This is a genomic window from Enterovirga sp., from assembly GCF_028290205.1.
In the GTDB taxonomy this organism is placed as follows: Bacteria; Pseudomonadota; Alphaproteobacteria; order Rhizobiales; family Beijerinckiaceae; genus Enterovirga.
This window is the reverse complement of sequence record NZ_JAQGKF010000255.1, coordinates 1-26,730: the sequence shown is the minus strand read 5'-3', so window position 1 is coordinate 26,730 and position 26,730 is coordinate 1. Positions and strand designations below refer to the sequence as shown.

General features: G+C 69.9%; 22 protein-coding genes, 1 pseudogene and 1 riboswitch. Of the genes and pseudogenes, 9 read left to right on the top strand and 14 right to left on the bottom strand.

Annotated features, from left to right (window positions below):
• Nucleotides 1-62: 62 nt before the first annotated feature.
• Nucleotides 63-2,456 carry a DUF2235 domain-containing protein gene (locus JWR86_RS17700; protein ID WP_299567899.1) on the top strand — a complete coding sequence of 798 codons (2,394 nt, stop codon included), beginning with the start codon at nucleotides 63-65 and terminating at the stop codon, nucleotides 2,454-2,456.
• Between the two features lie 39 nt (nucleotides 2,457-2,495).
• Here JWR86_RS17700 and purB read toward each other — a convergent pair whose 3' ends face one another.
• From purB to thrC, 6 genes are all read right to left on the bottom strand, one after another.
• The gene (gene purB / locus JWR86_RS17695) at nucleotides 2,496-3,803 is read right to left on the bottom strand and encodes an adenylosuccinate lyase (RefSeq protein WP_299567897.1); all 1,308 of its coding nucleotides are present in this window, start codon (nucleotides 3,801-3,803) and stop codon (nucleotides 2,496-2,498) included.
• Nucleotides 3,804-4,043: 240 nt separating this feature from the next.
• Nucleotides 4,044-4,733, bottom strand: coding sequence for a ribulose-phosphate 3-epimerase (gene rpe / locus JWR86_RS17690; RefSeq protein ID WP_299567895.1), 690 nt, complete (start codon nucleotides 4,731-4,733; stop codon nucleotides 4,044-4,046).
• 576 nt (nucleotides 4,734-5,309) lie between these two features.
• The gene (locus JWR86_RS17685) at nucleotides 5,310-6,311 is read right to left on the bottom strand and encodes a P1 family peptidase (protein WP_299567893.1); all 1,002 of its coding nucleotides are present in this window, start codon (nucleotides 6,309-6,311) and stop codon (nucleotides 5,310-5,312) included.
• A gap of 113 nt (nucleotides 6,312-6,424) precedes the next feature.
• The gene (locus tag JWR86_RS17680; protein WP_299567890.1) at nucleotides 6,425-9,307 is read right to left on the bottom strand and encodes an EAL domain-containing protein; all 2,883 of its coding nucleotides are present in this window, start codon (nucleotides 9,305-9,307) and stop codon (nucleotides 6,425-6,427) included.
• Nucleotides 9,308-9,459: 152 nt separating this feature from the next.
• Complete coding sequence (locus JWR86_RS17675) at nucleotides 9,460-10,743, bottom strand: pitrilysin family protein (RefSeq protein WP_299567888.1); 1,284 nt, start codon at nucleotides 10,741-10,743, stop codon at nucleotides 9,460-9,462.
• Complete coding sequence (gene thrC, locus JWR86_RS17670; protein ID WP_299567886.1) at nucleotides 10,740-12,155, bottom strand: threonine synthase; 1,416 nt, start codon at nucleotides 12,153-12,155, stop codon at nucleotides 10,740-10,742. Before thrC ends, JWR86_RS17675 begins: the two co-directional genes overlap by 4 nt.
• Before the next feature lie 189 nt (nucleotides 12,156-12,344).
• Here thrC and JWR86_RS17665 point away from each other — a divergent pair, with 189 nt between their 5' ends.
• Both JWR86_RS17665 and sugE read left to right on the top strand, forming a co-directional pair.
• Entirely contained in the window at nucleotides 12,345-12,593 is a 249-nt protein-coding gene (locus JWR86_RS17665) for a hypothetical protein (protein ID WP_299567884.1), read from the top strand.
• A gap of 62 nt (nucleotides 12,594-12,655) precedes the next feature.
• Nucleotides 12,656-12,970, top strand: a complete 315-nt coding sequence (gene sugE, locus JWR86_RS17660) for a quaternary ammonium compound efflux SMR transporter SugE (protein ID WP_299567882.1) — start codon at nucleotides 12,656-12,658, stop codon at nucleotides 12,968-12,970.
• Nucleotides 12,971-13,042: 72 nt separating this feature from the next.
• Here sugE and JWR86_RS17655 read toward each other — a convergent pair.
• The 7 genes and pseudogenes from JWR86_RS17655 to coxB all read right to left on the bottom strand — a co-directional run.
• A pseudogene (locus JWR86_RS17655) lies at nucleotides 13,043-13,732 on the bottom strand (SURF1 family protein); the annotation flags it as partial.
• Nucleotides 13,729-14,100 (bottom strand): DUF983 domain-containing protein, encoded by a 372-nt coding sequence (locus JWR86_RS17650; RefSeq protein WP_299567880.1) that lies wholly within the window; start codon nucleotides 14,098-14,100, stop codon nucleotides 13,729-13,731. The gene JWR86_RS17650 and the pseudogene JWR86_RS17655, both read right to left, overlap by 4 nt.
• An 81-nt stretch (nucleotides 14,101-14,181) precedes the next feature.
• A complete protein-coding gene (locus tag JWR86_RS17645) occupies nucleotides 14,182-15,042 on the bottom strand; it encodes a cytochrome c oxidase subunit 3 (protein WP_299567878.1) in 861 nt (286 codons plus the stop codon).
• A 63-nt stretch (nucleotides 15,043-15,105) separates the two neighbouring features.
• Nucleotides 15,106-15,702, bottom strand: coding sequence for a cytochrome c oxidase assembly protein (locus tag JWR86_RS17640; protein ID WP_299567876.1), 597 nt, complete (start codon nucleotides 15,700-15,702; stop codon nucleotides 15,106-15,108).
• A 187-nt stretch (nucleotides 15,703-15,889) separates the two neighbouring features.
• Nucleotides 15,890-16,840, bottom strand: a complete 951-nt coding sequence (locus JWR86_RS17635) for a heme o synthase (protein ID WP_299567873.1) — start codon at nucleotides 16,838-16,840, stop codon at nucleotides 15,890-15,892.
• Between the two features lie 63 nt (nucleotides 16,841-16,903).
• Nucleotides 16,904-18,529 (bottom strand): cytochrome c oxidase subunit I, encoded by a 1,626-nt coding sequence (gene ctaD, locus JWR86_RS17630; RefSeq protein WP_299567871.1) that lies wholly within the window; start codon nucleotides 18,527-18,529, stop codon nucleotides 16,904-16,906.
• Nucleotides 18,530-18,563: 34 nt separating this feature from the next.
• Entirely contained in the window at nucleotides 18,564-19,361 is a 798-nt protein-coding gene (coxB, locus tag JWR86_RS17625; protein ID WP_299567919.1) for a cytochrome c oxidase subunit II, read from the bottom strand.
• 399 nt (nucleotides 19,362-19,760) lie between these two features.
• On the opposite strand from coxB, the gene JWR86_RS17620 reads away from it, so the two are divergent.
• Complete coding sequence (locus JWR86_RS17620; protein WP_299567869.1) at nucleotides 19,761-20,237, top strand: invasion associated locus B family protein; 477 nt, start codon at nucleotides 19,761-19,763, stop codon at nucleotides 20,235-20,237.
• On the top strand, nucleotides 20,234-20,821 hold the full coding sequence (locus tag JWR86_RS17615; protein ID WP_299567867.1) for a hypothetical protein: 588 nt from the start codon (nucleotides 20,234-20,236) through the stop codon (nucleotides 20,819-20,821). Before JWR86_RS17620 ends, JWR86_RS17615 begins: the two co-directional genes overlap by 4 nt.
• 3 nt (nucleotides 20,822-20,824) lie before the next feature.
• On the opposite strand, the gene JWR86_RS17610 is transcribed toward JWR86_RS17615, so the two are convergent.
• Entirely contained in the window at nucleotides 20,825-21,508 is a 684-nt protein-coding gene (locus JWR86_RS17610) for a DsbA family protein (RefSeq protein WP_299567865.1), read from the bottom strand.
• 85 nt (nucleotides 21,509-21,593) lie between these two features.
• A riboswitch (glycine riboswitch) is annotated at nucleotides 21,594-21,694 on the top strand.
• 171 nt (nucleotides 21,695-21,865) lie between these two features.
• Between JWR86_RS17610 and gcvT the strand changes: the two genes are divergently transcribed.
• From gcvT to gcvPB, 4 genes are all read left to right on the top strand, one after another.
• Nucleotides 21,866-23,029, top strand: coding sequence for a glycine cleavage system aminomethyltransferase GcvT (gcvT, locus tag JWR86_RS17605; protein ID WP_299567862.1), 1,164 nt, complete (start codon nucleotides 21,866-21,868; stop codon nucleotides 23,027-23,029).
• Nucleotides 23,030-23,036: 7 nt separating this feature from the next.
• On the top strand, nucleotides 23,037-23,411 hold the full coding sequence (gcvH, locus tag JWR86_RS17600; protein ID WP_299567860.1) for a glycine cleavage system protein GcvH: 375 nt from the start codon (nucleotides 23,037-23,039) through the stop codon (nucleotides 23,409-23,411).
• 259 nt (nucleotides 23,412-23,670) lie between these two features.
• On the top strand, nucleotides 23,671-25,017 hold the full coding sequence (gene gcvPA, locus JWR86_RS17595; RefSeq protein WP_299567858.1) for an aminomethyl-transferring glycine dehydrogenase subunit GcvPA: 1,347 nt from the start codon (nucleotides 23,671-23,673) through the stop codon (nucleotides 25,015-25,017).
• Between the two features lie 202 nt (nucleotides 25,018-25,219).
• The coding region (gcvPB, locus tag JWR86_RS17590) for an aminomethyl-transferring glycine dehydrogenase subunit GcvPB (protein WP_299567856.1) at nucleotides 25,220-26,730 on the top strand (1,511 nt) is incomplete at its 3' end.

Genomic DNA, 26,730 nt, shown 5'->3' with positions numbered 1-26,730 from the left:
ACGTCGCCGAGCGGCGCCCCGTTAACTCGACCTCAGGTTGTGTGGCCCTGCGGGAGCGGAACATGACGACGCCGCGCAACATCGTCCTCTTCTCCGACGGGACGGGGAACGGGGCCGCGGCAACCACCAAGACCAACGTGTGGCGGCTCTACCGCGCTCTGGATCTGGGCTGTCCCGCTCCGGGCCAGTGCCGCCAGCTCGCCTTCTACATCGACGGCGTCGGCACCTCCGGCTTCCGCCCCTTCGCCCTTCTCGGCAGCGTGTTCGGCATCGGCGTCGCCCGCAACACCAAGGAGATGTACAAATTCCTATGCCGCAACTACCAGCCGGGAGATCGGATCTTCGCCTTCGGCTTCAGCCGAGGTGCGTTCACGGCCCGGGTGCTGTGCGGTCTGGTCGCCTCGCAGGGGCTGGTTCGCTACAGGGGCGAGGACGAGCTCGAACTCCTGGTTGCGGACGCATACCGGGCCTATCGGCGGCGCTATCGGCTGGAGCTGTTTTCTCCAAAGGACAGCAGCGCTTGCGGGCCAGAGCGCCAGCGCGTCAGCTTGGTCGAGAAAATTCGGGACGTGCGAGACCGGCTCATCGCGGGCTGGCGCTGGCTGCGCCGCATGGACGTTCCGTCTGGCGCCGCGCACAAACCCGAGATCGCGTTTCTGGGCGTGTGGGACACCGTGGCCGCCTACGGCCTGCCGATCGACGAGATGACGCGGGGCATCGACAGGTGGGTCTGGCCACTCTCGATGCCAGACTATCACCTGTCGCGGCAGGTGAGATGTGCCCGGCACGCGCTGGCCCTGGATGAGGAGCGCGACAGCTTCCAGCCGCTGCTCTGGGACGAGCGGCGGGAGGCCGCTCTCGCGGCGGAGCCCGGGCGGTCGCCCGGCCGCTTGCAGCAGGTCTGGTTCGCCGGCGTGCACAGCAATGTCGGCGGCGGCTATGCCGACGACGCGCTGTCCATCGTGCCGCTCGACTGGATGATGGGCGAGGCCGCCAAGGAGGGCCTTCGGTATGCCCCGCCGGACCGGCAGGAGCCGCGCCCGCCGGCGAACCCCTTCGGGCGGCGTTACGATTCCCGGAGCGGCATCGCCGCCTATTACCGCTACCAGCCCCGCAAGCTGAGCGCCCGCCTGGTGGTGCCCGATCGAACCACGCGGTTGCAGCAGAACCCGAACCGGAACGACAGAGGCTTTCTCACCCGCATCGTCGTCCACGAGAGCGTGCTCGAGCGGATCAGGGACGGCACCGACAGCTACGCGCCGATCGGTCTGCCGTCTGAATTCCATGTCCTCGACCGGCAGGGTGGCCTGACCCGGCACCGCACCCCGTTCCGGGCCGCCCGGCAGGAATGGGTCTGGAACGACGTCTGGCGCCGGCGGGTCAATTACTTCCTGGTCGTGATCCTGTCACTCATGCTGGCCGCGTTTCCGTGGTTCCAGAGCCAGTGGCCGCCCGGGCCGTGCCTCGGTCCGACCTGCGTTCTGAGCCCCTTCTTCTCCGGCCTCGGCATGGTGCTGCCTGGGCTCGCCCAGACCTGGCTCGACGCCTTTGCGGCGGCACCGGCCTCGGCTGCGGGCCTGATGCTGGTGATCATGGGCCTGCTCGGCCGGAGTTCGAGCCTGGAGCGGCGCATCCGGGACGGGTCGCGTGAGCTCTGGGCCCAGTCGCTCGGCCTCCCTCAGGTCACGGGCGAATCGCGCAGCGAGGCCGGCCGGAGGAGGTCGAGACCCCGGGGCGGGATCTACGCCATCCGAGCCTCCGCCTGCTACCAGCGCACCTTCCAGTATCTGAAGTGGTGGGCCCTTCCCGGCCTGTTCGGCCTGCTCCTGCTTGTCGGGGGGCTGGCTTTGGCGGCGCTCACCTTCGTGGTCCTGTGGGGGCGCTGGGACCTCGCCTCCCGGGAGCGGAGCGGAGCGGTTTGCGACCTGACCCCGCCGGGCATTGCCGGGCAGGCCGCGGGCCCGGTCACGTTCTCGACCCGGCAGGCGTGCTGGAACCTCGGGCAGCCGCTCGCGAAAGGGGACCGCTATCGGATCACCATTGCGGTGCCCCAGGCGTGGCGCGACCGGACCATCCCGACCGATCCGGGCGGGATCGACAACGCCCGGCTGCCGCTGAGCGAGCGGCTCGGCGCCAGCTTCGTCCGGCGCTCCGCCCGGGACCGCCCGTTTCAGCCCGTGCTCCGCATCACGCGCCCGGGCCGGGACGCGCAGCTCCAGTCGCTCACGTTCACCTGCGCGTGCGGTTCCGGACAGAGGCCGGACGGCGTCGCGACCTACACGGCGGAGTTCGTGGCCGTGGCCAACGGTCTGGCCGGCCTCTTCGTGAACGAGGGCATCGTGGCCGTGCCCTTCGTCACCACACCGGGGCTCGGGCTCACGGCCGACCGCTACGCCGACAACGAAGGCGAGGCCCGGGTCGAGATCACGCGGCTTCCGCCACCGGCGCGGCGCTGAAAGGCGGCCGGCCGGGGCGGGGGCCGACGCCGGTCGGCCTCAGGCCGTCCCGAACACCCGGCCGAAGATCGTGTCGACGTGTTTCAGGTGGTAGCCGAGGTCGAACAGCTCCGCGAGTTCCTCGCCTGAGAGGGCGGCCGAAACCTCCGGGTCAGCCCGCAGCAGGGTGAGGAAGTCGCCTTGGCCGCGCCAGACCGGCATCGCGTTGCGCTGCACCAGCCGGTAGGCGTCCTCGCGGCTGACCCCCTTCTGGGTCAGGGCGAGCAGCACGCGCTGAGAGTGGACCAGCCCGCCCAACCGGTCGAGGTTGCGCTGCATGTTCTCCGGGTACACGACCAGCCGGTCGACCACCCCGGCCAGACGGGCCAGCGCGAAATCGAGGGTGACGGTCGCGTCCGGCCCGATCATGCGCTCGACCGAGGAGTGGGAGATGTCCCGCTCGTGCCAGAGCGCCACGTTCTCCATGGCCGGCAGGGCATAGGCCCGGACCATGCGGGCGAGACCGGTGAGGTTCTCGGTCAGGACCGGGTTGCGCTTGTGCGGCATGGCCGAGGAGCCCTTCTGGCCCTCGGAGAAGAACTCCTCGGCCTCATAGACCTCCGAGCGCTGCAGGTGCCGGATCTCGATCGCCAGCCGTTCCACCGACGAGGCGATCACGCCCAGGGTGGCGAAGAACATGGCGTGGCGGTCGCGCGGGATGACCTGCGTCGAGACGGGCTCGACCGCGAGGCCCATCTGCTCGGCCACGTAGGCTTCGACCCGCGGGTCGATATTGGCGAAGGTGCCGACCGCGCCGGAGATGGCGCAGGTCGCGATCTCGGCCCGGGCCGCGACGAGGCGGGCGCGGGCGCGCTGGAACTCGGCGTGGTAGCCCGCGAGCTTGAGCCCGAAGGTGACCGGCTCGGCATGGATGCCGTGGGACCGGCCGATGGTCGGGGTCATGCGGTGTTCGAAGGCCCGCCGCTTCAGCGCCTCGAGCAGCCCGTCGAGATCGGCGAGCAGCAGGTCGGAGGCGCGGACGAGCTGGACCGACAGGCAGGTGTCGAGCACGTCCGACGAGGTCATGCCCTGATGGACGAAGCGGGCCTCCGGGCCGACGATCTCGGCCAGGTGGGTCAGGAAGGCGATGACGTCATGCTTGGTGACCCGCTCGATCTCGTCGATCCGGGCCACGTCGAACACGGCGTCGCGGCCGCGGCTCCAGACGGCCTCGGCCGCCTCCTTGGGAACGATGCCGAGCTCGGCCAGTGCGCTCGTCGCGTGCGCCTCGATCTCGAACCAGATCCGGAAACGCGTCTCGGGGGACCAGATCGCGGCCATCTCGGGGCGGCTGTAGCGAGGGATCATCGGGCAGCGCACTCCAAGGCTGTTGACGCAACTTGCGACTGAGATGTCGACGCCGGCCACCGTTGCGGCTGGCGGGTGCCGACGAGACGTTCCGACGGGCGGATGTCCTGGCCCGTGTCGCCCCGGGGGCGGCCGGCAGCCGACGGCCCGGTTCTGGCCATGGGCGTCGCCGATGCGGCGGGCGCCGTCAACCGGTGCCGCCGCGCCGTCCGGGGCGAACCAGATGCCCGACCTTGTTCTCTAGGCCCACTGACCCGAGGCGCGCTCGGCCGCGCCGCGGATCGCCTGGATCGCGGTGCCGTAGCGCTCGGGGCCGCCCCGGAACACGGCGGAGCCGGCCACCAGGACGTTGGCTCCGGCCGCCGCGGCGGCTGGTGCCGTCTCGGCCGTGATGCCGCCGTCCACCTCGAACAGGATGTCGCGGCCGGCCGCCATGGTGCGCAGGCGCCTGAGCTTCTCCATGGTCGACTCGATGAAGACCTGGCCCCCGAAGCCCGGATTGACCGTCATCACGAGCACGAGGTCCACCAGCTCGAGCACCGGCTCGACCGCCTCGGCCGGCGTGCCCGGATTGAGCGCCACCCCGGCCTTCTTGCCGAGGGCCCGAATGGCTTGCAGCGACCGGTGCAGGTGCGGGCCCGCCTCGGCGTGGACGGTGATGAGATCGGCGCCCGCCTCGGCGAAGGCGGCCAGGTAGGGATCGGCCGGCGCGATCATCAAGTGAACGTCGAGCGGCTTCGTCGTCGCGCGCCGGACGGCCCGCACCACATCGGGGCCGAAGCTGATGTTCGGGACGAAATGGCCGTCCATCACATCGAGATGGATCCAGTCCGCCCCGGCCGCATCGACGGCCTGCACCTCATCGGTGAAGCGCCCGAAATCGGCGGCCAGAAGCGAAGGAGCAACGAGAACGCGGGGAGGGGGGGACATCGCGCGCCGGTACCATGCGGGCGAGGGCCGGAGCAATGCGGCGCCCGTTGACAGGATGTTAACCAGCGCGGCCGAGAACCGGATCACGGCATCCGGTCGTCGTGCGATCACCGGATCACAGGACGGCCAGCCGAGAGGTCCGGGACGGCCGACCGGGGCGGGCGAGACCGGGCGCCGAGCCCGCGCGGTGCGGTGAGGGTCGGCGGCCGGGGTCCGACGGCCAGCGGAGGGCGGCGCGGCCCCGGGCGTTTCTTCCGGGCCCGGAACGCTCGGCCGGCGGGTGCATCACCCCTGGCGCGAAGGCCGGCCTACCCGGCCCGAGCCCCGGAGAGCGAGGGCGAGGGGCGCAGGAGAAACGGCCGCGGCGGTTTCGGGCCGTTGAGGGAGACGGGACGGAGAAAACCTTCCGGACCAAGTGACTGGCACAGGAAGCTCGCCGGGAACCTGAGCCTTTGCAGCCACCGCTAAAGGGCCCTCTCCCTTTGCGTTAAGTTGTCCCATAATCACCGGCGATATCAATGATTTGGCGTCCTGTCCTCACCTGACAGACGACGTTGGCTGGCTCCAAGTGATGCCTCAGCTTCCGGCTGCAAGGTCCTCACCAAAAATCTGTTTCCAGCCCGGTGGCTGCGTCGGGTTGAGCGCCGTGGCCTCGTACACGCCCCGGGCCACCGCGCGGGCCAGGCAATCCGCCGCTTCCGCTCCCAACTCGGTGAGGTCGGCCGGGCCCGGTCTCGTGCCGGTCGCGGCTGCAAAGACGGTGTCGCCGTCGAAGGGCGCGAAGGTGAGCCGCAGAGCCCGGGCGAGGCCCGCGGTGGCCATCACGGCCAGGCGCTTGGCCTCGGACGGGGTCAGGGCTGCGTCCGTCGCCACGGCCGCGATGGTGGTGCCGTTCACCCTGGCGCCCTTCCAGCTTGGCCGGAGATCGGATGGATCGAGGCGAGCCTTGCTGCCCAGGCCACCGAACTCGTCGCCCCTCTCCCAGGGCGCTGCCCAAAAATGCGGCCCGCCGCCGACCACGGCCGAGCCGATGGCGTTCACGACCGCCAGGGCGCCGACCGTGAAGCCTGACGCCGTCACAGCGCTGGCGGACCCCGTGCCGCCCTTCAGATTGACCGTGGTGGCCCCGTGGCCGGCCCCGACGCTGCCAAGAGCCACCTCCCTGCCGGCCCTGCCGGCCGCCTCGTAGGCGAGCTCCCTATAGGGCGGGTAGCGGCCCCAGTCCTTGTCGCCGCCGTTGAGGAGGTCGAAGCAGATGGCCTGCGGCACGATCGGCACCAGGGCCGACCCGACCCGCAGCCCGCGGCCGCGCTCGCGCAGCCAGGCCTGGACGCCCGAGGCGGCATCGAGGCCGTAGGCGGAGCCTCCGGACAGAACCAGGGCGTCCACGGCCGGCACGGTCATCTCCGGGTCCAGGAGGCGCGTGTCCCGGCTGCCGGGCGCCCCGCCCGGAACGGCCACCGAGGCCACGGCGGGCCGGTCGAACAGCAGCACCGTGACCCCGCTCGCGAGGCGCCGGTCCTCGGCTTGGCCGACCAGCAGGCCGGGCACATCGGTGATGAGGTTCAGGAGGCTCATGCGGCGGCCCTCGGGCGATCGGCTGGCAGCGCGAACCGTGACAGGATCGCAGGAAACCCGGATCCTCGGACGACCGGATGCCCGGATCACAGGATCCTTGGGCTGCCGCTCCGTCAGGCGACGGGCGCGGAGGCCCCGACGAGCTGGCGGGCCTGGGCCATCGTCATGGGTTCGCCGAAGACGAAGCCCTGCGCGTAGTCGCAGCCCATATGGTACAGCTCGATCGCCTCGGACTCGCTCTCGGCGCCCTCGGCCACCACGTCCATGCCGAGCTCCTGGGCCAGCTTGACGATGGAGCGCAGGATCACCGGCTTGCCGTGGGCGAGGTCGCGCACGAAGCTCTGGTCGATCTTGATCGTGTCGAACGGGAAGCGCTGCAGGTAGGACAGCGCGGAATAGCCCGTGCCGAAATCGTCCAGCGACAGGCCGGCCCCGAGGTCGCGGATGCGGTTCAGGATCTGGGCCGCGTATTCCGGGTTCTCCATCACCAGGCTCTCCGTCAGCTCCAGCTTGAGCGAACCCGGCGCGACGCCCGTGCGGGCGATCACCGTCTTGAGATCGTGCAGGAGGTCCTGCTTCAGCAACTGGCGGCTGGAGACGTTGACGGAGGCGAAGATCGGCGGGTCGACCTCGAGCGCCCTCTGCCAGGCCGCGAGCTCCTTGGCGGTGCGCTCCAGCGCGAACAGGCCGAGATCGACGATGAGGCCGGTCTCCTCGGCGATCGGGATGAAGGTCTGCGGCCCGATGGCCCCGAAGCGGGGGTGATCCCACCGCAACAGCGCCTCGAAGCCGGCGATGGTCCGGTCCTCCAGCCGCACGATGGGCTGGAAGGCGACCCGCAGTTCGTCGCGGTCGATGGCGCGGCGCAGGTCGGCCTCGAGCCCGAGGCGGTCGCTGTTTCGCGTCTGCCGCATGGAGGGGTCGAACCGCTCGACCTGGTCCCCACCCAGCCGCTTGGCATGGGCCACCGCGATTTCGGCCGTGCGGACGACGTCCTCGGCCTTGACCCGGGCCGCTGGGTCATGCCGGGCTATGCCGATCGAGGCCGTCAGGAACACCTCCCGCTCGGCGTAGGTGATCGGGGCCGAGACGGTCTGGCGGATCTGCTCGGCCAGGATGTCGATGCGCTCCTCCCGGCCCTCCGAGAGCAGCAGGATCGCGAACTCGTCGCCCGCCACTCTGGCCACCGTATCCTGCGGCCGCACGAGGCGGGACAGCCTGCGCGAGGCGGTGAGCAGGATGGAGTCGCCGGCCGCGTGACCGACCGAGTCGTTGACGTGTCGGAAGCGGTCGAGGTCGATGGCGATCACGGTCGGTCGGAACGTGTCGTCGCCGCTGGTCATGGCCAGCACCGCGTCGAGCCGGTCCACGAACAGGTGCCGGTTCGGCAGCCCCGTCAGGTTGTCGTGCACCGCATCGTGCAGGAGCCGCTCCTCCGCAGTCTTGCTCTGGGTGACGTCGGACAGCGTTCCGATGATGCGGATCACCTCGCCGCCGCTGCCCACCACCGGCCGGGCCTTGAGGCGGTACCAATGGTAGGTTCCGGCGGAGGCCCGCAGCCTGAAATCCTGGGCCAGGCGGCCGCGCCGATTCTCGATCACGCCGTCGAGCGCGGCTCTGTATTTCTCGCGGTCCTGATCATGGACATGGTCGAGCCAGTCGCTCGCGCCCCCGGCCAGGGTCCCCCGCTTGAGGCCCAGGCTTTGTTCCAGCTCGGCGGACACCCAGACCCGGTCGGCGGTCACGTCCCAGTCAAAGACGAGGTCGCCGGAGCCGGTCAGCGCGAGGGCGCGGCGCTCGGCGTCCCCGCCCAGCGAACCCGCGATGGTTCCGCCGGAAAAGGCATGCTGCATGACCGTAAAGCCGATCAGCATGACGATGAGGACGAGGCCCCCGATCAGGGCTGGTTGGACCAGGTCGTTGCGGAGTTGGCCCATCACCGTGAGCCCGGCCGCGCCGACCCACACGACCAGCAGCAGCCAGGTCGGAATCAGCATGATGGCACGGTCGAAGCCGTGAAAGGCGAGGTTGAGAACCAGGATCAGCCCGACCACCGCCAGCACCGCGATGGAGATGCGGGCGACCCCGGCCGCCACCTGGGGATCGACCACGGAGAGGCCGATCAGGGCAGCCAGGAAGACGAGCAGGAAGAGGCTGACCGTCGAGTAGCGCACGTGCCAGCGGTTGAGGTTGAGATAGGCGAACAGGAACACGAGCAGGGTCGCGGCCAGCACCGCCTCAGCGCCGGCCCGATAGATGCGCTCGGATTGTTCGGCGAGCGGAAACACCCGCTGGAAGAAGCCGAAATCGATACAGGCATAGGCCAGCACCGACCAGGCGAGCGCGGCCGCGGCCGGGAAGACCAGGGCGCCCTTGACCACGAACACGATGGTCAGGAACAGCGCCAGCAGCCCCGCGATGCCGATGATGATGCCCTTGTAGAGGGTCAGGCCGTTCAACTTCTGCTTGTAGGCCTCGGCCTCCCACAAGTAGACTTGGCCGACGTCGGCGGTGGCCAGCTCGGCCACGAAGGTGACCGTGGTGCCGGGGTCGAGCGTGATCTGAAACAGGTCTGCGTCGGGGGCCGGCTCCCGCTCCGGCCGGATGCCTTCGCTGGCCGTGATGGCGGCGATCCGGGTGGCGCCCAGATCGGGCCAGACGAGGCCGGAGCCGACCAGCCGGAAATGCGGCGCGACGAGCAGGCGCTCGATCTGCTCGTCCGAGGAATTGGTGAGTGCGAAGGCGATCCAGCCCGGGCTCGTGCCGGATTCGCGCGCCTTGACCGCGATGCGCCGGACGATGCCGTCACGCCCGGGGGCCGTGGAGATCTGAATGAGGTCGCCACTCGAATTGTAGCGCTCGATCATCGGCGTGAGATCGATCGCGACGTTCTGGGGCGTCACCCGCACGGCCTCCACGGCGGCAGCCGGCCGCGGCAGCAGGACCGTGCCGAGACATGCGACGAGAAGCGCGGCGAGGAGCGGGAGCGATCGCAACGTGTGGACGGGTCCGGGGCTGGTCCGGCTCCGGCCTCCGTAACGGCGGACCTCCCCGGCAGCAAGGCGAGCGCGGGGCAAATCGCCGAGCCGGAAACCGGACGGGGGAAAGTGGTTTGACTGGGTGCCGGGTCTTTGCGGCTGAAAGAGGGTCAGGCCCGGAAAGCCGAGGCGATCCGGGCGGCGGTCGGCAGGCTGCGAACGGGTCCGATCGCCGCGACGGTGACCGGGCCGTCGAGAACGCGCCGGCCGGCCTCACGCACGTCGTCGAGGGTGACGGCGTCCACGAGGGCGACGGTGTCCTCGGCCGGAATGATGCGGCCCCAGGCGAGAAGCTGCCGGGCCGCCCGCTCGATGCGGCCGCCCGGTGTTTCGAGAGCGGCCAGGAGGGAGACCTTGAGCTGGGCCTTGGCGCGGGTCAGTTCCTCGGCCTCGATAGCGGCCGCGAGCGCCCGTGAGGTCGCGGTCACGACATCCATCAGCTCCGGCAAATCCTCCCGGGAAGTCCCAGCCCCGATGCCGAACAGGCCGCTATCGCTGAAGGGCCAGTGGAAGGCGTCGATGGAATAGGCGAGGCCCCGGGTCTCGCGGACCTCGTGCCAGAGCCGCGAGGTCAGGCCGCCGCCGAGGGCCTGGGCGAACATGTGGGTGCTGAAATAGGTCGGGTCGCGGAACGACACGCCCGGTAGGCCGATCACCACGTTGGCCTGTTCGAGCTTGCGGCGGAGGCGCTTCTCGCCGCCCGTATAAGTGGCGACGGGGAGCTCGGGTGCCGTGCGGGGCTGGATGGCCCCGAAGGCCCGTTCGGCTTCCGCCAGAATCGCCTCGTGCTCCACCGCGCCCGCAGCGGCCACAACCATGCGGCCCGGCGTGTATTCGCGCGCCATGAAGGCCTGGATGGCGGCGGCATCGAAGCTGCCGATGGTTTCCGGCCGGCCCAGGATGGGCCGCCCGATCGCCTGCCCGGCAAAGGCCTGCTCCATGAAGGCGTCCATGACGACGTCGTCCGGCGTGTCCTCCACGGCCGCGTATTCCTGGAGGATGACGTTCACCTCCCGGGCGAGTTCGACCTTGTCGAACACCGACGCGGTCAGGATGTCCCCGAGCACGTCCAGAGCGAGCCCGGCATGCTCGCCGAGGACCCGGGCCGTGTAGCTGGTGAGCTCGGTGGAGGTCGCGGCGTTGATCTCGCCGCCGACGTTCTCGATGTCCTCCGCGATCCGGCGGGCGCTCCGCCGCTCGGTGCCCTTGAAGGCCATGTGCTCGATCAGGTGGGACAGGCCGTGCTCGTTCTCGCGCTCGTGGCGCGACCCGGCCGCGACCCAGATCCCCACGGTGGCGGTCTTCACACCGGGCAGAGCCTCGGTCACGACCGTGATGCCGTTCGCCAGCTGGGCCGTGCGGATGTCCGGCTCCGACGCTTCCGGGCGGCTCACGCGGCCGGGTCCCGGACGGCCCGCGCCTCACGCCGGATGAAGCTTTCCACGGCCGTGACGTCGTTCGGAAGGACGCTGAGGCGCTCCGGCCGGGTCAGGAGGTCGGCGAGATGCGGCGGCAAGGCTGGCCGCAGGCCGGTCGCTCGCTCGACCGCGTCCGGAAACTTGGCCGGGTGCGCGGTCGCGAGCGCGACCATTGGGACGCCCGGGTCGGCAGCCAGGCGGGCCCGGGCGGCCGAGACCGCGATGGCGGTGTGGGGATCGAGCAGGTAGCCGGCCTCGCGCCAGGTCCGGCGGATTTCCCCCTCGACATCCGCCTCGGACACCGCCCGGCCGTCGATGTCCTGGCGAATGGCCGCGAGAGGCTCGTGGCCCACGGTGAAGCTGCCCGACTGAGCGAGCCCGGACATGAGCCGCCGCACTGAGGCGGCATCCCGCCCATGCGCCTCGAATAGGAGCCGCTCGAAATTCGAGGAGATCTGGATGTCCATCGACGGGGACGTTGTCGGCACCACTCCGGCCACTTCGTAGCGGCCGCTCGCCAGGGTGCGGGGCAGGATGTCGTTGGCGTTGGTGGCGACCAGGAGCCGGTCGACCGGGAGGCCCATGCGCTTGGCCACCCAGCCGGCCAGGACGTCGCCGAAGTTTCCGGTTGGAACCGAGAACGAGACCGGCCGGTGCGGCGCCCCAAGCGCCACCGCGGCCGTCACGTAATAGACCGCCTGGGCGGCGATGCGGGCCCAGTTGATGGAGTTGACCCCCGAGAGCTGCATCTCGTCCCGGAAGGGAAGGCGGCCGAACAGCGCCTTCACGATCGCCTGGCAATCGTCAAACGACCCCTCGACCGCCAGCGCATGGACGTTGGGGGCCGCGACACTCGTCATCTGCCGCCGTTGCACCTCCGACACCCGCCCGTGCGGATACAGGATGAACACGTCCACCCGCTCTGAGCCCTCGAAGGCCGAGACCGCGGCGCTGCCGGTGTCGCCGGAGGTCGCCCCCACGATGGTGGCGCGCCGGCCGCGGGCGGCGAGGGCGCCGTCCATCATGCGGCCGAGAAGCTGCATGGCCACGTCCTTGAAGGCGAGCGTGGGACCGTGGAAGAGTTCCTGCACGAACAGGTTGTCGCCGATCTGGACGAGCGGGCAGACCGCGGGGTGGCGGAAGGTGGCATAGGCCGCTTCCACCATGGCCCGCAGGGTCGCGGGCTCGAACTCCCCGCCAGTGAGGCGGGAGAGCACGGCCTCGGCGACCTCCGCGTAGGGCCGTCCCGCGAAGGCCGCGATCTCGGCCTGGCCGAGCTGGGGCCAGCTCTCGGGGACGTACAGGCCGCCGTCGCGGGCGAGCCCGGCCAGCATGGCGTCGGTGAAGGAAAGCGCCGGCGCGTCGCCGCGCGTCGAGATATGTCGCATCGTGTCCTGCTGCGGGCGTTGGGGCGCGAGGTCAAGACGGGAGCGGCGCGGCCGGCTCCGCAAGGGCCGCCCGCCCACCGCTCGGATCAAATCGCCCGCGAAGGGGCAACCATTCGGGTCGCCGGTCGTTTGTCCTCGTTGCTCCACCGCCGGCCGAGGGCCCCGGCGGAGCACCATAGGAGAACCCTCATGCGATTGACCCTTTCAGCTCTGGTCATTTCTGTCGGACTTGCCGGTTTTGGCCTCTCGGCTCAGGCCGCCCCGATCCCCGCCAGCTCTCCGCTCGGCGCCAGCGTTCCGGCCGACATCGTCCCGGTGCAATATGGGTATCGCAGGGAGATGCGCCGCAGGGCCATTCGTCGCGAGGTCCGCCGCGACATGCGCGCCCATCGCCGCGCCCGCGCCGAGCGCCGCATCATCCGTCGGCTGACCCGCTAACCCCACGGGGTTTGCTGTCTGGGCATGCGCCCGGCGCCGGTGCCTGCTAGGGTGCCGGCGTCGTGAACTGGCTCATCCTCTTCGCCGCCGGCCTGCTGGAGATCGGCTGGGCCGTCGGCCTGAAATATTCGGACGGGCTCAGCCGGCCCGTCCCGGCGGCGTTGACGCTCGTCAGCATGGTGGCGAGCGTGGTTCTGCTCGGCGTGGCTCTCAAGGAGCTACCGCTCGGGACCGCCTATGCGGTCTGGACCGGCATCGGCACGGTCGGGGCGGCGGTCTGCGGCATGGTGCTGTTCGGTGATCCCGCCACAGCTTGGCGGCTCGCCTGCATCGGCCTGATCGTGGCCGGCATCCTGGGGCTCAAGCTCGCCGGCTGAGGCCGCGTCCGCATCCTGCAGCCGCCGCCAGACGAAAGCTCCGAAGACCCCGACCAGCGTCAGCGCGAGGCCGAACCAGGTCAGCGCATAGCCCAGGTGGTTGTTGCGCAACTTCAGCGGGGTCTGGCCTCCGCGCGGCCACCCGCTGGGCTCCGCGCCCGCATCCGCGTCGATATAGAACGGCGCCACGCGCGTGAGCCCCTTGGCCCGAACCATGTCACCGAGGCTGCGGACGAACCAGCGATCGCGCGCGGGATCGTTCTCGGGCACGAACAGGGTGCGGTCCTCCGGCGCCCGCACGAGCCCGGTGATCTGCACATCTCCGGCTGGGGCGGCGGTGCCCGTCTCGTTCCGCTTTTCGGTCGGCACGAAGCCCCGATTGACGACGACGATCGACCCGTCCGGGCGTCGGAGCGGGGTGAACAGGTACACGCCCTGCACCGCCTGGCCGGGCCGCTGTTCGGCGAGGCCGATCACCGGCACGGTGAGATCGGACAGAAAGGTGCCGCGGACTTGGACGCGGCGGAACTCGTCGTCGGCGGCGCGCCAGCCCGGCCATGCGGCTTCCGGCACGATCTCCCCCGCCGGCCCGTGGGCCCGGGCCGCGATCTGGCCGATCAGGGCCTCCTTCCAGCTCAACCGCTCGAGTTGCCAGAACCCGAGCGAGAGAAGCGTGGCCAGCGCCCCGCCGGCGAAGAGGGCAGGGAGCCACAGGGAGGCGATGCGGGCGCCGAGCGGGCGCCGGGCGGCCGGTGCCGTCACGAGCGGAGCCGGCCCTCCTCAGCCTTGCGGCCGAATTGCAGGGCGATGAGGAGCCCCTTTGCCGGCCGCACCAGGAGCAGGCTCAGCCCCAAGGTGGCCGGGAGCCACAGCAGGGCGTGCACCCAGAGCGGCGGCTGGTAGGAAAATTCCACCATCATCGCCAGCGCCACCACGACGATGCCGACCAGGCTCATCACAAAGAAGGCCGGGCCGTCGCCGGAATCGGCGAACGCGAAATCCAGCCCACAGGCTTCGCAGCGGGGCCGGACCGTGAGGAAACCCTGAAAGAGGTGGCCGCGTCCGCAACGAGGGCAGCGGCCGCGCAGGCCCGTCGAGGTGGCGGGCGGCGTTGAGCGATCGTAGACCAAAAACAACTCCGGGGCGGTGCCCTGCAACGAAAAGGGGCGGCCGAAGCCGCCCCGTATATATGGTGTCCGAAAGGCGTTTCGTCAGTGCGCTGCGACCGAGCCGCCCGATCCCCAGACGTAGATGGCGGCGAACAGGAACAGCCACACCACGTCGACGAAATGCCAGTACCAGGCCGCGAATTCGAAGCCGAGATGCTGGGTCGGCGTGAACTGGCCCCAATAAACCCGCAGCAGGCACACGGCCAGGAAGATGGTGCCGATCACCACGTGGAAGCCGTGGAACCCCGTCGCCATGAAGAAAGTGGCGCCGTAAATGTGGCCGGAGAAGCCGAACGCCGCGTGGCTGTACTCGAAAATCTGGCAGACCGTGAACAGCACGCCGAGCACAACGGTCAGCCACAGCGCCTGCTTCACGCCCTGCCGGTCGCCCTCGAGCAGGGCATGGTGAGCCCAGGTGACCGTGGTGCCCGACGTGAGCAGGATCAGCGTGTTGAGCAGCGGCAGGTGCCAGGGGTCGAAGGTTTCGATCCCCTTCGGCGGCCAGGCGCCGAGCTTCTCGGCGCGGAGATATTGCAGCGGATCGGCCGGATAGAGCGCGGCGTCGAAATAGGCCCAGAACCAGGCGACGAAGAACATCACCTCGGAGGCGATGAACATCATCATGCCGTAGCGGTGATGCAGCTGCACCACGCGGGTGTGGTGATGGCCGGGACCGGCCTCGTAGGCGACGTCGCTCCACCAGCTCATCATCACGTAGAGGACGCCGAGGAGGCCAGCCCCGAGCACGTAGGGCCCGAGCTTGAAGCTCTCCGGGCCGAGGCCCTTCATGGTCATCACGAGCCCGACCGCCATGACGAAGGCAGCGCCTGCGCCGATCAGCGGCCACGGGCTCGGGTCGACCAGGTGATAGTCGTGCTTCACATCGTGTGTGGCGTCCGCCATGGCCGCTAAAACCCTTCGCTCGCTCGGTAAACGTCTTAGTTCGCAGGACGTGGCGTTGTCACGTCACAGCTGCGGTTTGCTCGTGCTCGCCACGGGTGCGCCGTTGCGGGAGGCAAAATAGGTGTAGGACAGGGTGATGGTCGACAACTCGTCGAGATTCCGGTCCTTCGTGAGCGCCGGATCGATATAGAACACGACCGGGAAGTCCATCGTCTCGCCCGCAGCGAGCGCCTGCTCGTCGAAGCAGAAGCACTTCATCTTCACGAAGAAGGCCCCGGCCTGCCCGGGCTGCACGTTGTAGGTCGCGACCCCGCGGCTGAGTCTCGTGCCCTCGTTCTTCACCCGGAAGAAGACCGTCTGGGTCTCGCCGATGCGGACCTCAATCTCGCGCAGTTCCGGGCTGAAGCTCCAGCCGAGACCGGGCGCGACATTGCTGTCGAACCGCACCTTGACGGTGCGGGTCAACGTTTCGGACGCCTCTGTAGAGCGCGCCACCGGGGTCCCGTCGAAGCCGGTCACCCGGCAGAACAGGTCGTAGAGCGGCACGGCGGCGTAGGCCGCGCCCACCATGGCGAGCGCCAGGGAGCCGCACAGGACCAGGGTGAGCCGGCGGGCCCGCTGGTTGCCGACGGCGGTGGGGATGCGCACGGGCGCCGTCATATCGGCCTCACCAAAACCTGGGGTCCGAGCTTCACGATCGTCACCGCGTAGAAGATCAGGACCATCACGGCGAGCGAGACGGCGATCGCGATCGATCGCGAGCGCCGGCGCCGCATATCGGCGCGCGACAGGGGAGGGGAGGGCGGAGCTCCGTCGGACCCGCCCCGGCGTGTGGGATCGGCGCCGCTCACGCGAACACCCACGGGACGGCCCGGAACAGGCCGAACGCGTGCTCCGCCAGCAGGGTCGCGAACAGAAGCAGGAGATACAGGATGGAGAAGCCGAACAGCTCCATGGCGGCCCGGTTCCCGGCGTCGCCGGTGCGGCGCACGAACACCTTCACGGCGAGCGCCAGCATGCCGGCCCCGGAGATCGCGCCGACCACCAGATAGGCGAGGCCGCCGAAGCCGAGCCACACGGGGGAGAGCGCCAGCGGCACCAGCAGCAGCGTGTAGGCGAGGATCTGCCGGCGGGTCGAATCCGGTCCGGCCACGTTCGGCAGCATCGGGATTCCGGCGCGGCCGTACTCGCCGGATTTCACGAGCGCGAGCGCCCAGAAGTGCGGCGGTGTCCAGACGAAGATGATCAGGAAGAGGACGATCGTGTCGAGATGCACGGTGCCGGTCACGGCGGCCTGCCCGATCACCGGAGGCAGCGCGCCGGCGGCGCCGCCGATCACGATGTTCTGGGCGGTGAGCCGCTTCAGGCCCATCGAGTAGAGGACGACGTAGAACAGGATCGTGAAGGCGAGGAGCCCGGCGGCGAGCCAGTTCGCGATCAGGCCGAGCGCCAGCACCGAGCCGATCGACAGGGCGGTGCCGAAACTGAAGGCTTCGCCCCCGGTGATGCGGCCGGCCGGGATCGGCCGTGTCCGCGTGCGGGTCATCACCGCGTCGATATCGGCATCCCACCACATGTTCAGGCAGCCGGATGCGCCGGCCCCGATGGCGATCATCAGCAGCGAGGCCGCCGCGAGCACGGGGTGAACGCCGGACGGAGTGACCAGCATGCCGACAAGGGCCGTGAAGACCACGAGCGACATCACCCGCGGCTTCAGCAGGGCGAAGTAGTCTCGCACCTCGCCGGCGCCACCGAGGGCGGCAGGCGGCGGGGTGAGGGTGTCTGTGAGCGTGGTCATCGTTTCGATCCGGACGTCCGCGCTCTCAGGGGCGAGAGCGCGGCGGGGCGGCGAACGCGCCCGTCAATGATGCTCCGTGTCGGCGATGACCGGCAGCGTCTCGTACTGGTGGAACGGCGGCGGGGACGACAGCGTCCACTCGAGCGTCGTCGCGCCGGCGCCCCAGGGGCTGTTCGCCGCCTGCTCACGGGACGAGAAGGCGCGCCACAGACCGTACAGGAACACCAGGAGCCCCAGGGCGAACATGTAGGAGCCGAAGGACGCCACCCGGTTCCAGCCCACGAAGGCATCCGGATAATCCGCGTAGCGGCGCGGCATGCCGGCGAGGCCCAGGAAGTGCATCGGGAAGAACAGGATGTTCGCGCCGATGAACGAGATCCAGAAGTGCAGGATGCCGATCCTCTCGGGGATGATGCGGCCCGACATCTTCGGGAACCAGTAGTAGATGCCGCCGAAGATCATGAACTCGGCGCCGAGCGACTGCACGTAGTGGAAGTGCGCCTCCACGTAATAGGTGTCGTGCATGTAGCGGTCGATGCCGGCATTGGCGAGCACGACGCCCGTGACGCCGCCGACCGTGAACAGGAAGATGAAGCCGATCGCCCAGTGCATGGCGGCCGAGAAGCGGATGGAGCCGCCCCACATGGTCGCGATCCAGGAAAAGATCTTCACGCCCGTCGGCACCGCGATGACCATGGTGGCGAAGACGAAATAGGCCTGCGTCTGCAGCGACAGGCCGACCGTGTACATGTGGTGCGCCCACACGACGAAGCCGACGACCCCGATCGCGACCATCGCGTAGGCCATGCCGAGATAGCCGAAGATCGGCTTCTTGGAGAAGGTCGACACGATGTGGGACACGATGCCGAAGGCCGGCAGGATCATGATGTACACTTCGGGGTGACCGAAGAACCAGAACAGGTGCTGGTACAGGATCGGGTCACCGCCGCCGGCCGGGTCGAAGAAGGTTGTCCCGAAGTTGCGGTCGGTCAGCAGCATGGTGATCGCGCCGGCGAGGACCGGCAGCGACAGCAGCAGCAGGAAGGCGGTCACCAGGATCGACCAGGCGAACAGCGGCATCTTGTGCAGCGTCATGCCCGGGGCGCGCATGTTCAGGATCGTGGTGATGAAGTTGATCGCGCCCAGGATCGAGGCCGCGCCGGCAAGGTGCAGCGACAGGATGCCGAAATCGAGCGCCGGCCCGGGATGCCCCGTGGTCGACAGGGGCGGGTACACCGTCCAGCCGCCGCCGAAGCCGAGCGAGCCGGGGGCGCCCTCGAAGAACAGCGACAGGATGAGCAGGGCGAAGCCCGACACCGTCAGCCAGAACGAGATGTTGTTCATGCGCGGGAACGCCATGTCGGGCGCCCCGATCATCAGCGGCACGAACCAGTTGCCGAAGCCGCCGATCAGCGCCGGCATGACCAGAAAGAACACCATGATCAGGCCGTGGCCCGTCACGAACACGTTGTAGGTCTGCGGGTTGGAGAAGATCTGCAGCCCGGGTTCCTGCAGCTCGAGACGCATGCCGATCGACAGCGCCGCGCCGACCAGGCCGGCGCAGAACGAGAAGATCAGGTAGAGGGTCCCGATGTCCTTGTGATTGGTCGAGTACATCCAGCGCCGCCAGCCGGTCGGCGTGTGGTGCTCGTGTGCGTGAGCGTGGTCGGCGTGAGCAGCGTGTGCCATCTGGAGACCCTTCGGTCCTCGTTCTCTGTCTGAATCAGTTCCGGGCGGCGTCGGCGAGCTTGCGCGCCGGCCCGGTCGGGACGGGGTCGGTCGAGGCGAACTTGGTGCGGGCCTCGGCCACCCACTTGTCGTACTCGGCCTCGCTCACGGCCCGGACCGTGATCGGCATGTAGGCGTGGCGCTGGCCGCAGAGCTCCCGGCACTGGCCGTGGAAGACGCCCTCGCGGTCGATCTTGAACCAGATCTCGTTCAGCCGGCCGGGGACGGCGTCCATGGTGAAGCCCAGCGAGGGCACGCCCCATGAATGGAGCACATCGGCCGACGTGGTCTGGAGGCGGACCACCTTGTTGATCGGAACCACGACGTCGTTGTCGGTGGAGAGCAGGCGCACCTGCCCGGGCTTCAGGTCCTTCTCTTCGACGAGGTTCGCGTCGAACTTGAAGCCACCCTTGCCCTCCTTGTCGCCCTGGTACTCGTAGCCCCAGAACCAGGAATTGCCGACGGCCTTGATGGTGATGTCGGCGGGCGGGATGATCAACTGGCCGCGCAGCAGCCGGAAGGACGGGATCGCGATCAGGACCAAGATCAGCACCGGCACAACCGTCCAGGCGATCTCGATCGCCGTGTTGTGCGCGGTCTTGGAGGGGGTCGGGTTCGCCTTTTCGTTGAACCGAAACATGCAATAGCCGATCAGCCCGGCCACAAAGACCGTGATCAGCGTGATCAGCCACATCAGAAGGGTGTGGAAGGAATGGGCCTCAGCCGCCAGCGGGGTCACCGGGGTCTGCATCGCGATCTGCCAGGGCTCCGGCTGCCCCGTTCCAGCCGCCATGGCCGTGCCGGCCGCCGCAAGCGCGAGACCGCCGATCCCGGCCCCGAAGATTGATGACCACACTCTCACGATCTCAGACCCTCTCGAGACCTGCGGGTTCGGCTCGACGCTGCAATCTGGAGCCCGGCGGGCCCAAGGCGCGCCGGAGCGCCAGCACGCGCCGCGGCGCCGTACTTTCGACCCGTTTAAGATCACAACGGGGAAGCGGACGCAATCACGCCGGCGCGGACCCGTTCTGCGTCACAAGGCCCGGGCCTCGGGTCCGCGATGCTTGACAGCCTACCCCCGCCATGGTCGTGAACTCGCCTTGAAGCCAGGCCGTCGAGGGGGCGGGAAGGGAACCGTATGCTGGGGAGTCGGGCGTCGCAAGGATGCGCCGGAAGGTGGGTCGGCTGGGTCATGGCAGGAATCGCGGCGTGTCTCGCCTCGCCGCCGCCTGCCGCAGCCCAGGGCGTGGTGCGCAACTCCTTCAACGACTGGCAGCTCCGATGTGAAACGCCGGCCGGGGCCCAGGCCGAGCAATGCGCGCTTGTGCAGAACGTGGCGGCCGAGGACCGGCCGAACATCACGCTCCTGGTGATCGTGCTCAAGACCGCCGACAACAAGAGCCGCCTCCTGCGCGTGGTGGCACCGCTCGGCGTGCTGCTTCCGGCCGGGCTCGGATTGAAGATCGACAACGTCGACGTGGGCCGGGCGGGGTTCGTGCGCTGCCTCACCACGGGCTGCGTCGCCGAGGTGGTCATGGAGGACACCCTCCTGAACCAGCTCAAGGGCGGCAAGCAGGCCACTTTCATCGTCTTCCAGACGCCGGAGGAAGGCGTGGGCATCCCCGTCTCGCTCGAGGGGTTTGGGCCCGGTTACGACGCCTTGCCGTGAGAATTGCAGCCATGCGCCTCCTGTCGCCGAGCACTGCCGCCAGGGCGGCTCTCCTCGCCTCCTGCGCTGCCCTTACGGGCTGCTCCTCGGTGCCGGGCGTGGCGGAGGGCGGGTCGACGCTGGCGAACATGTTCGCCTACGGCAGCACGACCGAGCCGCCGTTGGCCCGCACCACCGTCATGGAGGCGCGGGACTGCCCGGGCGTGACCGTCGCGGATGGCGGGGCCGCGTTGCGGCGGGGCTCGAGCCAAATCTCCATCGCCAACGTCGCGCGTGAATGCATCGAGCGGGACGGCGGGGCCATCGCCGTCAAGGTCGGGGTCGAAGGCCGGGCTCTGCTCGGCGCCGGCGGCGCCGGCGGCGGCCGGTTCGACGTTCCGGTGTCCTTTGCGATCAAGCGGGGCGATCAGGTTCTGGCCAGCCGCGTGCGTCGCGTGTCCGTGGTGATCCCGAGCAACGACACCCAGGCCGCCTTTATGGCGGTCGAAAGCGACCTCATCGTCCCGCCCGGCACGGGCGAATTCGAGATCGAGGTCGGGCTCGGCGGCGCGGCGGTGGCCAGCCCGCGCCGACGCCGCGGCTGAGCTCTAGCAGCTGATCAGGCCGCAGCGCCGCGCCGAGGCCACGATGCCGGCAAGCGTCTTCGGTCCCGGATAGCCCAGCACCGTGGCGCCGCCGATCACGTAGGACGGCGTGGCCGCGATGCCGAGCGAGGCGGCGAGCGACATCTGCTGCTGCAGGGTCGCCTGGATCTCGGCCGAACCCGACAGGGTCTCGACGGCGGCCCGGTCGAAGCCGAGCGCAGCCGCCGCCTCCAGCGCCTGGTCGCGCCCGATCGGCCCCGGTCGCTCAAACAGCCGCCGATGCAGCCGGTAGGACGCACCCGCGCCGGCGAGCTTCAACACCGCGAGGTCGACCCGGGCCGCGTCGGCGGAGCGGGGCGAGAGAATCGGGTTGTTGACCAATCCGATTCTGAGGTCCGATTCCGTGGACCGCAGGCCGTCGCGGGCCGCGGAGGCCGCCCGGCACCAGGGGCAGTTGTAGTCGTAGAACTCGACCAGTTTCACCGCCGCCGTGGGCGGGCCGGACCAGATCGCGCCGCGCAGGTCTTCGATCTCTTCCACGAGTTCGATCGGCGCGCGCCCGTTCGGCACCGGGTGGCCCTCGTCCCCCTGCAGAGGGAACCATTGGTTGGCGGCCGATTGGCCGTGGGCCTGGCGCAAGGTGAGGGCGGCCGTCAGGGCGAGAAGGGCTGAGCGTCTGGGAATCATTCCCCCAGCTTACCCCACCGTAAGGCCGAAGCGCGGCAGCCTCGCATTGACCGGGTCATGGTGCTTTCCTAAGGTGCCGGGGTCGATGATCCCCGCGGGAGAGTTCGGCCGTGGCCTCACGCCACGGACGACGCCGAAGGCGCAACCGCCCCGGAAACGCTCAGGCCCACGGACCGCGCGGGAGATGACACTCTGGAAAGCGGCGGCGCGCCACGGCGCCGCCCACCGAAGGGGGTAACCTGGGCCGTACGGCGCGGGGAAATCTCTCAGGTCCCGGGACAGAGGGGGCGCACTTCAGGCAGTCGCGACGCTCCGTCGCTCTGCAGGAGGGCAGCGCAGCCGTGTCCGGGGTCAAAGATGGTCGATTCACAGAGTTCGGAGACTCGGGCCCCTCAGGCGGAGGCGCCCCTGGCGGAGACGGCGCTCGCCGCCGCGCACCGCGCGGCCGGCGCCCGCATGGTGCCCTTCGCCGGCTACCTGATGCCGGTGCAGTACCCGTCCGGGATCCTCGCTGAGCATGTCTGGACGCGCACGAGCGCGGGCCTGTTCGACGTCTCGCATATGGGTCAGGCCCGCCTGGTCGGACCTGATTTCGAGACCGCCGCGCGCGCTCTCGAGACCCTGGTGGCGGCCGACATCCTGGGCCTGCGGCCGGGCCAGCAACGCTACACGCAGATCCTGAACGAGGAAGGCGGCATCGTGGACGACCTGATGGTCGCCCGTCCGGCCGCCCCGGACCGTCCGGGCGAGATCCTGCTGGTCGTCAACGCCGGCACCAAGGATGCCGATTTCCGGCTCATGAACGCCCATCTGCCGGCGGACGTAGTGCTGGAGCAGATGCCCGAGCGCGGGCTCCTCGCCCTGCAGGGGCCCCGGGCCGCCGAGGTGGTGGCCGAGCTCGCGCCGGAGACGGCCGCCATGGCCTTCATGCAGACCGGGACGGCGGTGCTGGCCGGCATCCCGGTCGCGCTCAGCCGGTCCGGCTATACGGGCGAGGACGGCTTCGAGATCTCCGTCGCGGCCGAGGATGCCGTCGCGCTCTGGACCCGGCTTCTCGGCGACGAGCGCGTGCGGCCGATCGGCCTCGGCGCCCGCGATTCGCTGCGCCTCGAGGCGGGGCTGCCGCTGTACGGGCACGACATCAATCAGGAGACCTCGCCGGTGGAGGCCGGGCTCACTTGGTCCATCGCCAAGCGGCGCCGGCAGGAGGGCGGGTTCCCGGGTCAGATTCGCATCGGCCAGGAGATCGCGGGCGGGCCCGTCCGCCGGCGGGTCGGCATCCTGCTGGAAGGCCGCACGCCGGCCCGCGAACACGCCGACATCCTCGACGCGGCCGGGGAACTGATCGGGCAGGTCACGTCCGGCGGCTTCGCCCCCACGGTCGGCGCGCCGATCGCCATGGGCTACGTCGTGCCCGAATTCGCCGCCCCCGGCACCGCGCTCGGCCTGGTCGTGCGCGGCCGCACTCTCCAGGGCCGGGTCGTCCCGATGCCCTTCGTCCCCCACCGCTACAAACGCTGAGGATTACATGAGCGTTCGCTACACCAAGGACCACGAATACGTTCGTGTGGAGGGTGACGTCGGCACGGTCGGCATCACCGATTACGCCCAGTCGCAGCTCGGCGATGTCGTCCATGTGGAGCTGCCCGAACTTGGCCGCGTGCTGGCGCGCGGCGACGAAGCCGCGGTGGTCGAGAGCGTGAAGGCCGCGAGCGAGGTGTTTGCCCCGGTCTCGGGCACCGTCACGGCGGTGAATGGCGAGCTCGAGGCCGCGCCGAACGCCGTCAACGACGACCCGGCGGGCAGCGGCTGGTTTCTCAAGCTGCAGCTGTCCGACCCGGCCGAGCTCGACGGGCTGATGTCGGAACAGGACTACGCGGCCTTCGTGGCCTCGATCAGCTAGCGGCCGTGTCTGACCGCCATCGGGCCGCCCTGCAGGACCGGCGAAGCGCTGAACGCTTCGCCGGCGGCAGCGGCCCGTGGCGGAGCCTCTGTTCGGCCATCCCGGGAAGGCGCCGCCCGCGCTCGGCCCGCCCCGGGGGCCCCGCCCGCGCCGGGCGCAGCCCCTCCATCCCGCTCACCCCGGCGCAAGCCGGAACCCGCAGCCACGCCCAGGCCCAGGCTTCCGCCCGGCCGGGCGGCTGACGTCGAGGTCCCCTACGATGCGTTACCTGCCTCTCACCGGCCAGGACAGGGAGCTGATGCTCGCTCGGATCGGCGTTTCCTCCGTGGATGCCCTGTTCGCGGACGTGCCGGCCGACGCCCTTATGCCTGCAGCGCCCGACCTTCCACGCCACCGGGGCGAGATGGAGGTCGAGCGTATTCTCGGCCGCATGGCCGCGCGTAACGTCCCGGCCGGCTCGGTCCCGTTCTTTGTCGGCGCCGGAGCCTACAAGCACCACGTGCCGGCAAGCGTGGATCACCTGATCCAGCGCTCCGAGTTTCTCACCAGCTACACGCCCTACCAGCCCGAGATCGCGCAGGGCACGCTGCAATACCTGTTCGAGTTCCAGACGCAGGTCGCGGCGCTGACCGGCATGGAGGTGGCCAACGCCTCCATGTACGACGGCTCCACGGGCACGGCTGAGGCGGTGCTGATGGCCCACCGGGTCACCAAGCGTCGCCGCGCGGTGCTGTCCGGTGGCCTGCACGCCCATTACGCCGAGACGGTCCGGACCATGTCCGAGATGTCGGGCGACGAGGTCGTGTCGCTGCCGCCCGATGTTCGGGCGGTGGAGGACCTCGCCGCCGCGATCGACGGACGCACCTCCTGCGTCGTGGTTCAGACGCCCGATGTGTTCGGCAATTTGCGCGACCTGCGCCCGTTGGCCGAGGCGGCGCACCGGAATGGGGCGCTGCTGATCGCCGTCGTCACCGAGGCGATCTCCTTCGGTCTGCTCGAATCGCCCGGCGCGATGGGGGCCGACATCGTGGTGGCCGAGGGGCAGTCCATCGGCAACGCCCTCTCCTTCGGCGGGCCCTATGTCGGGCTGTTCGCCACCCGCGCCAAATACGTGCGGCAGATGCCCGGGCGGCTGTGCGGCGAGACCGTGGACGGCGACGGCCGCCGCGGCTTCGTGCTGACCCTGTCGACGCGCGAGCAGCATATCCGCCGCGACAAGGCGACCTCCAACATCTGCACCAATTCCGGCCTCTGCTGCCTGGCCTTCACGATCCACATGACGCTGCTCGGCGAGAAGGGCCTCGGCCGGCTCGCCCGGGTGAATCATGCGGCGGCGGTGCAGCTCGCGGACCTGCTGGCCGGCGTGCCCGGCGTCGAGGTCCTCAACACGACCTTCTTCAACGAGTTCACGATCCGGCTGCCGCGGCCCGCCGCCGCGGTGGTCGAGACGCTGGCCGACGGCGGTATCCTGGCCGGCGTGCCGGTCTCGCGTCTGCTGCCGGGCCAGGGCCTCGACGACCTCCTACTGGTCGCTTCCACCGAGGTGAACACCGACGCCGACCGGGCCGCCCTGGCCGACGGGCTGAGGGACGTGCTGTCCCGATGAGCCCAAGGCCGGCCCCATCCAGCCTCGGCCGGACCGCCGGGTTCCCCGGCGCGTCCCGGATGGCCGCCGCCATGTCCCGCATCTCCGCCGCGGGGCGCAGCAGCGCCCCGGCCTCGAGTCTCGACGCCTCCACCGCCCTCGGACCGCACTGCCGTTCGGCAACGCCGTCCCGAGTTGCGTATCCCGACACGGAATCTCGCCCATGCTGAACCGCCAAGGTCGTCCGACCACCCCTCAGCCTGTTGCCGACCAGCCGGCCCCCTCCGGAACCCCGGACGGGGAGCGCCCGGCCGCCCGGGCCGGCGCGCCCACGCGGGCCCCGCACGCGACCTTCACGGGCAACCGCGCGCTCGCCCAGGAAGAGCCGCTCCTGTTCGAGATCGGCCGGCTCGACTCGACCGGCGTCGACCTCGACGAACCGGCGCCCCACGAGCCCCGGCTCGGCGGCCTGAAGCGTCAGGCCCCGATCGGCCTTCCGGGCCTGTCGGAGCCGGAAACGATGCGGCACTTCGTGCGGCTCAGTCAGCAGAATTACGGCATCGATACGGGCCTGTTCCCGCTCGGCTCCTGCACCATGAAGCACAATGCCCGGCTGAACGAGCGCATGGCCCGCCTGCCGGGCTTCGGCGACATCCACCCGCTGCAGCCGGTCTCAACCGTGCGGGGTGCGCTCGAGCTGATGAACGAACTCGCCCGGTACCTGACCACACTGACCGGCATGCCGGCCGTGGCGCTCCAGCCCAAGGCCGGCGCCCATGGCGAACTGCTCGGCATGATGGCCATCAAGGCGGCGATTGCCGCGCGTGGCGAGGCCGAGACCCGCAATGTCGTGCTGGTCCCCGATTCCGCGCACGGCACCAACCCGGCGACCGCGGCGCTGATCGGCTTCAAGGTGAAGCCCGTGCCGGCCCGCGAGGATGGTTGGGTCCACATTGCCGATGTGCTGCCGCTGCTCGGGCCGGACATCGCGGCCATCATGCTGACCAACCCGAACACCTGCGGGCTGTTCGAGCCGCGCGCCAAGCTGATCGCCGACGCGCTGCACGAATGCGGCGGCTACTTCTATTGCGACGGCGCCAATTTCAACGCCATCGTGGGCAAGGTGCGGCCCGGCGACCTCGGCGTCGACGCCATGCACATCAACCTGCACAAGACCTTCTCGACCCCGCATGGGGGAGGCGGGCCCGGGGCCGGTCCGGTGGTGCTGTCGGAGCGGCTGGCCGCCTACGCGCCCGTGCCCTTCATCCGCCAGGGCGAGGGCGGCCTCGAGCTGGTGGAGGATGCCGACCAGGCCGGAGATGCCGCTCCCTTCGGCCGCATGACCGCGTTCCACGGCCAGATGGGCATGTTCGTGCGGGCGCTCGCCTACATGTTGTCGCATGGCGGCGACGGCATGCGGCAGGCCTCCGAAGACGCGGTGCTCAACGCCAATTACGTGCGGGCCTGCCTGTCGGACCTGATGAGCCTCCCGTTCGGCGACAAGCCCTGCATGCACGAGGTGCTGTTCGACGATCGCTGGCTCCACGGCACCGAGGTCACGACGCTCGTCGTGGCCAAGGCGATGATCGATGAGGGCTACCACCCGATTACGGTGTATTTCCCTCTGGTGGTGCACGGCGCGATGCTGATCGAGCCGACTGAGTCGGAGTCCAAGGCCTCGCTCGACCTCTTCATCGCCGCCCTCCGGGACATCGCCATGGCGGTGAAGGGCGG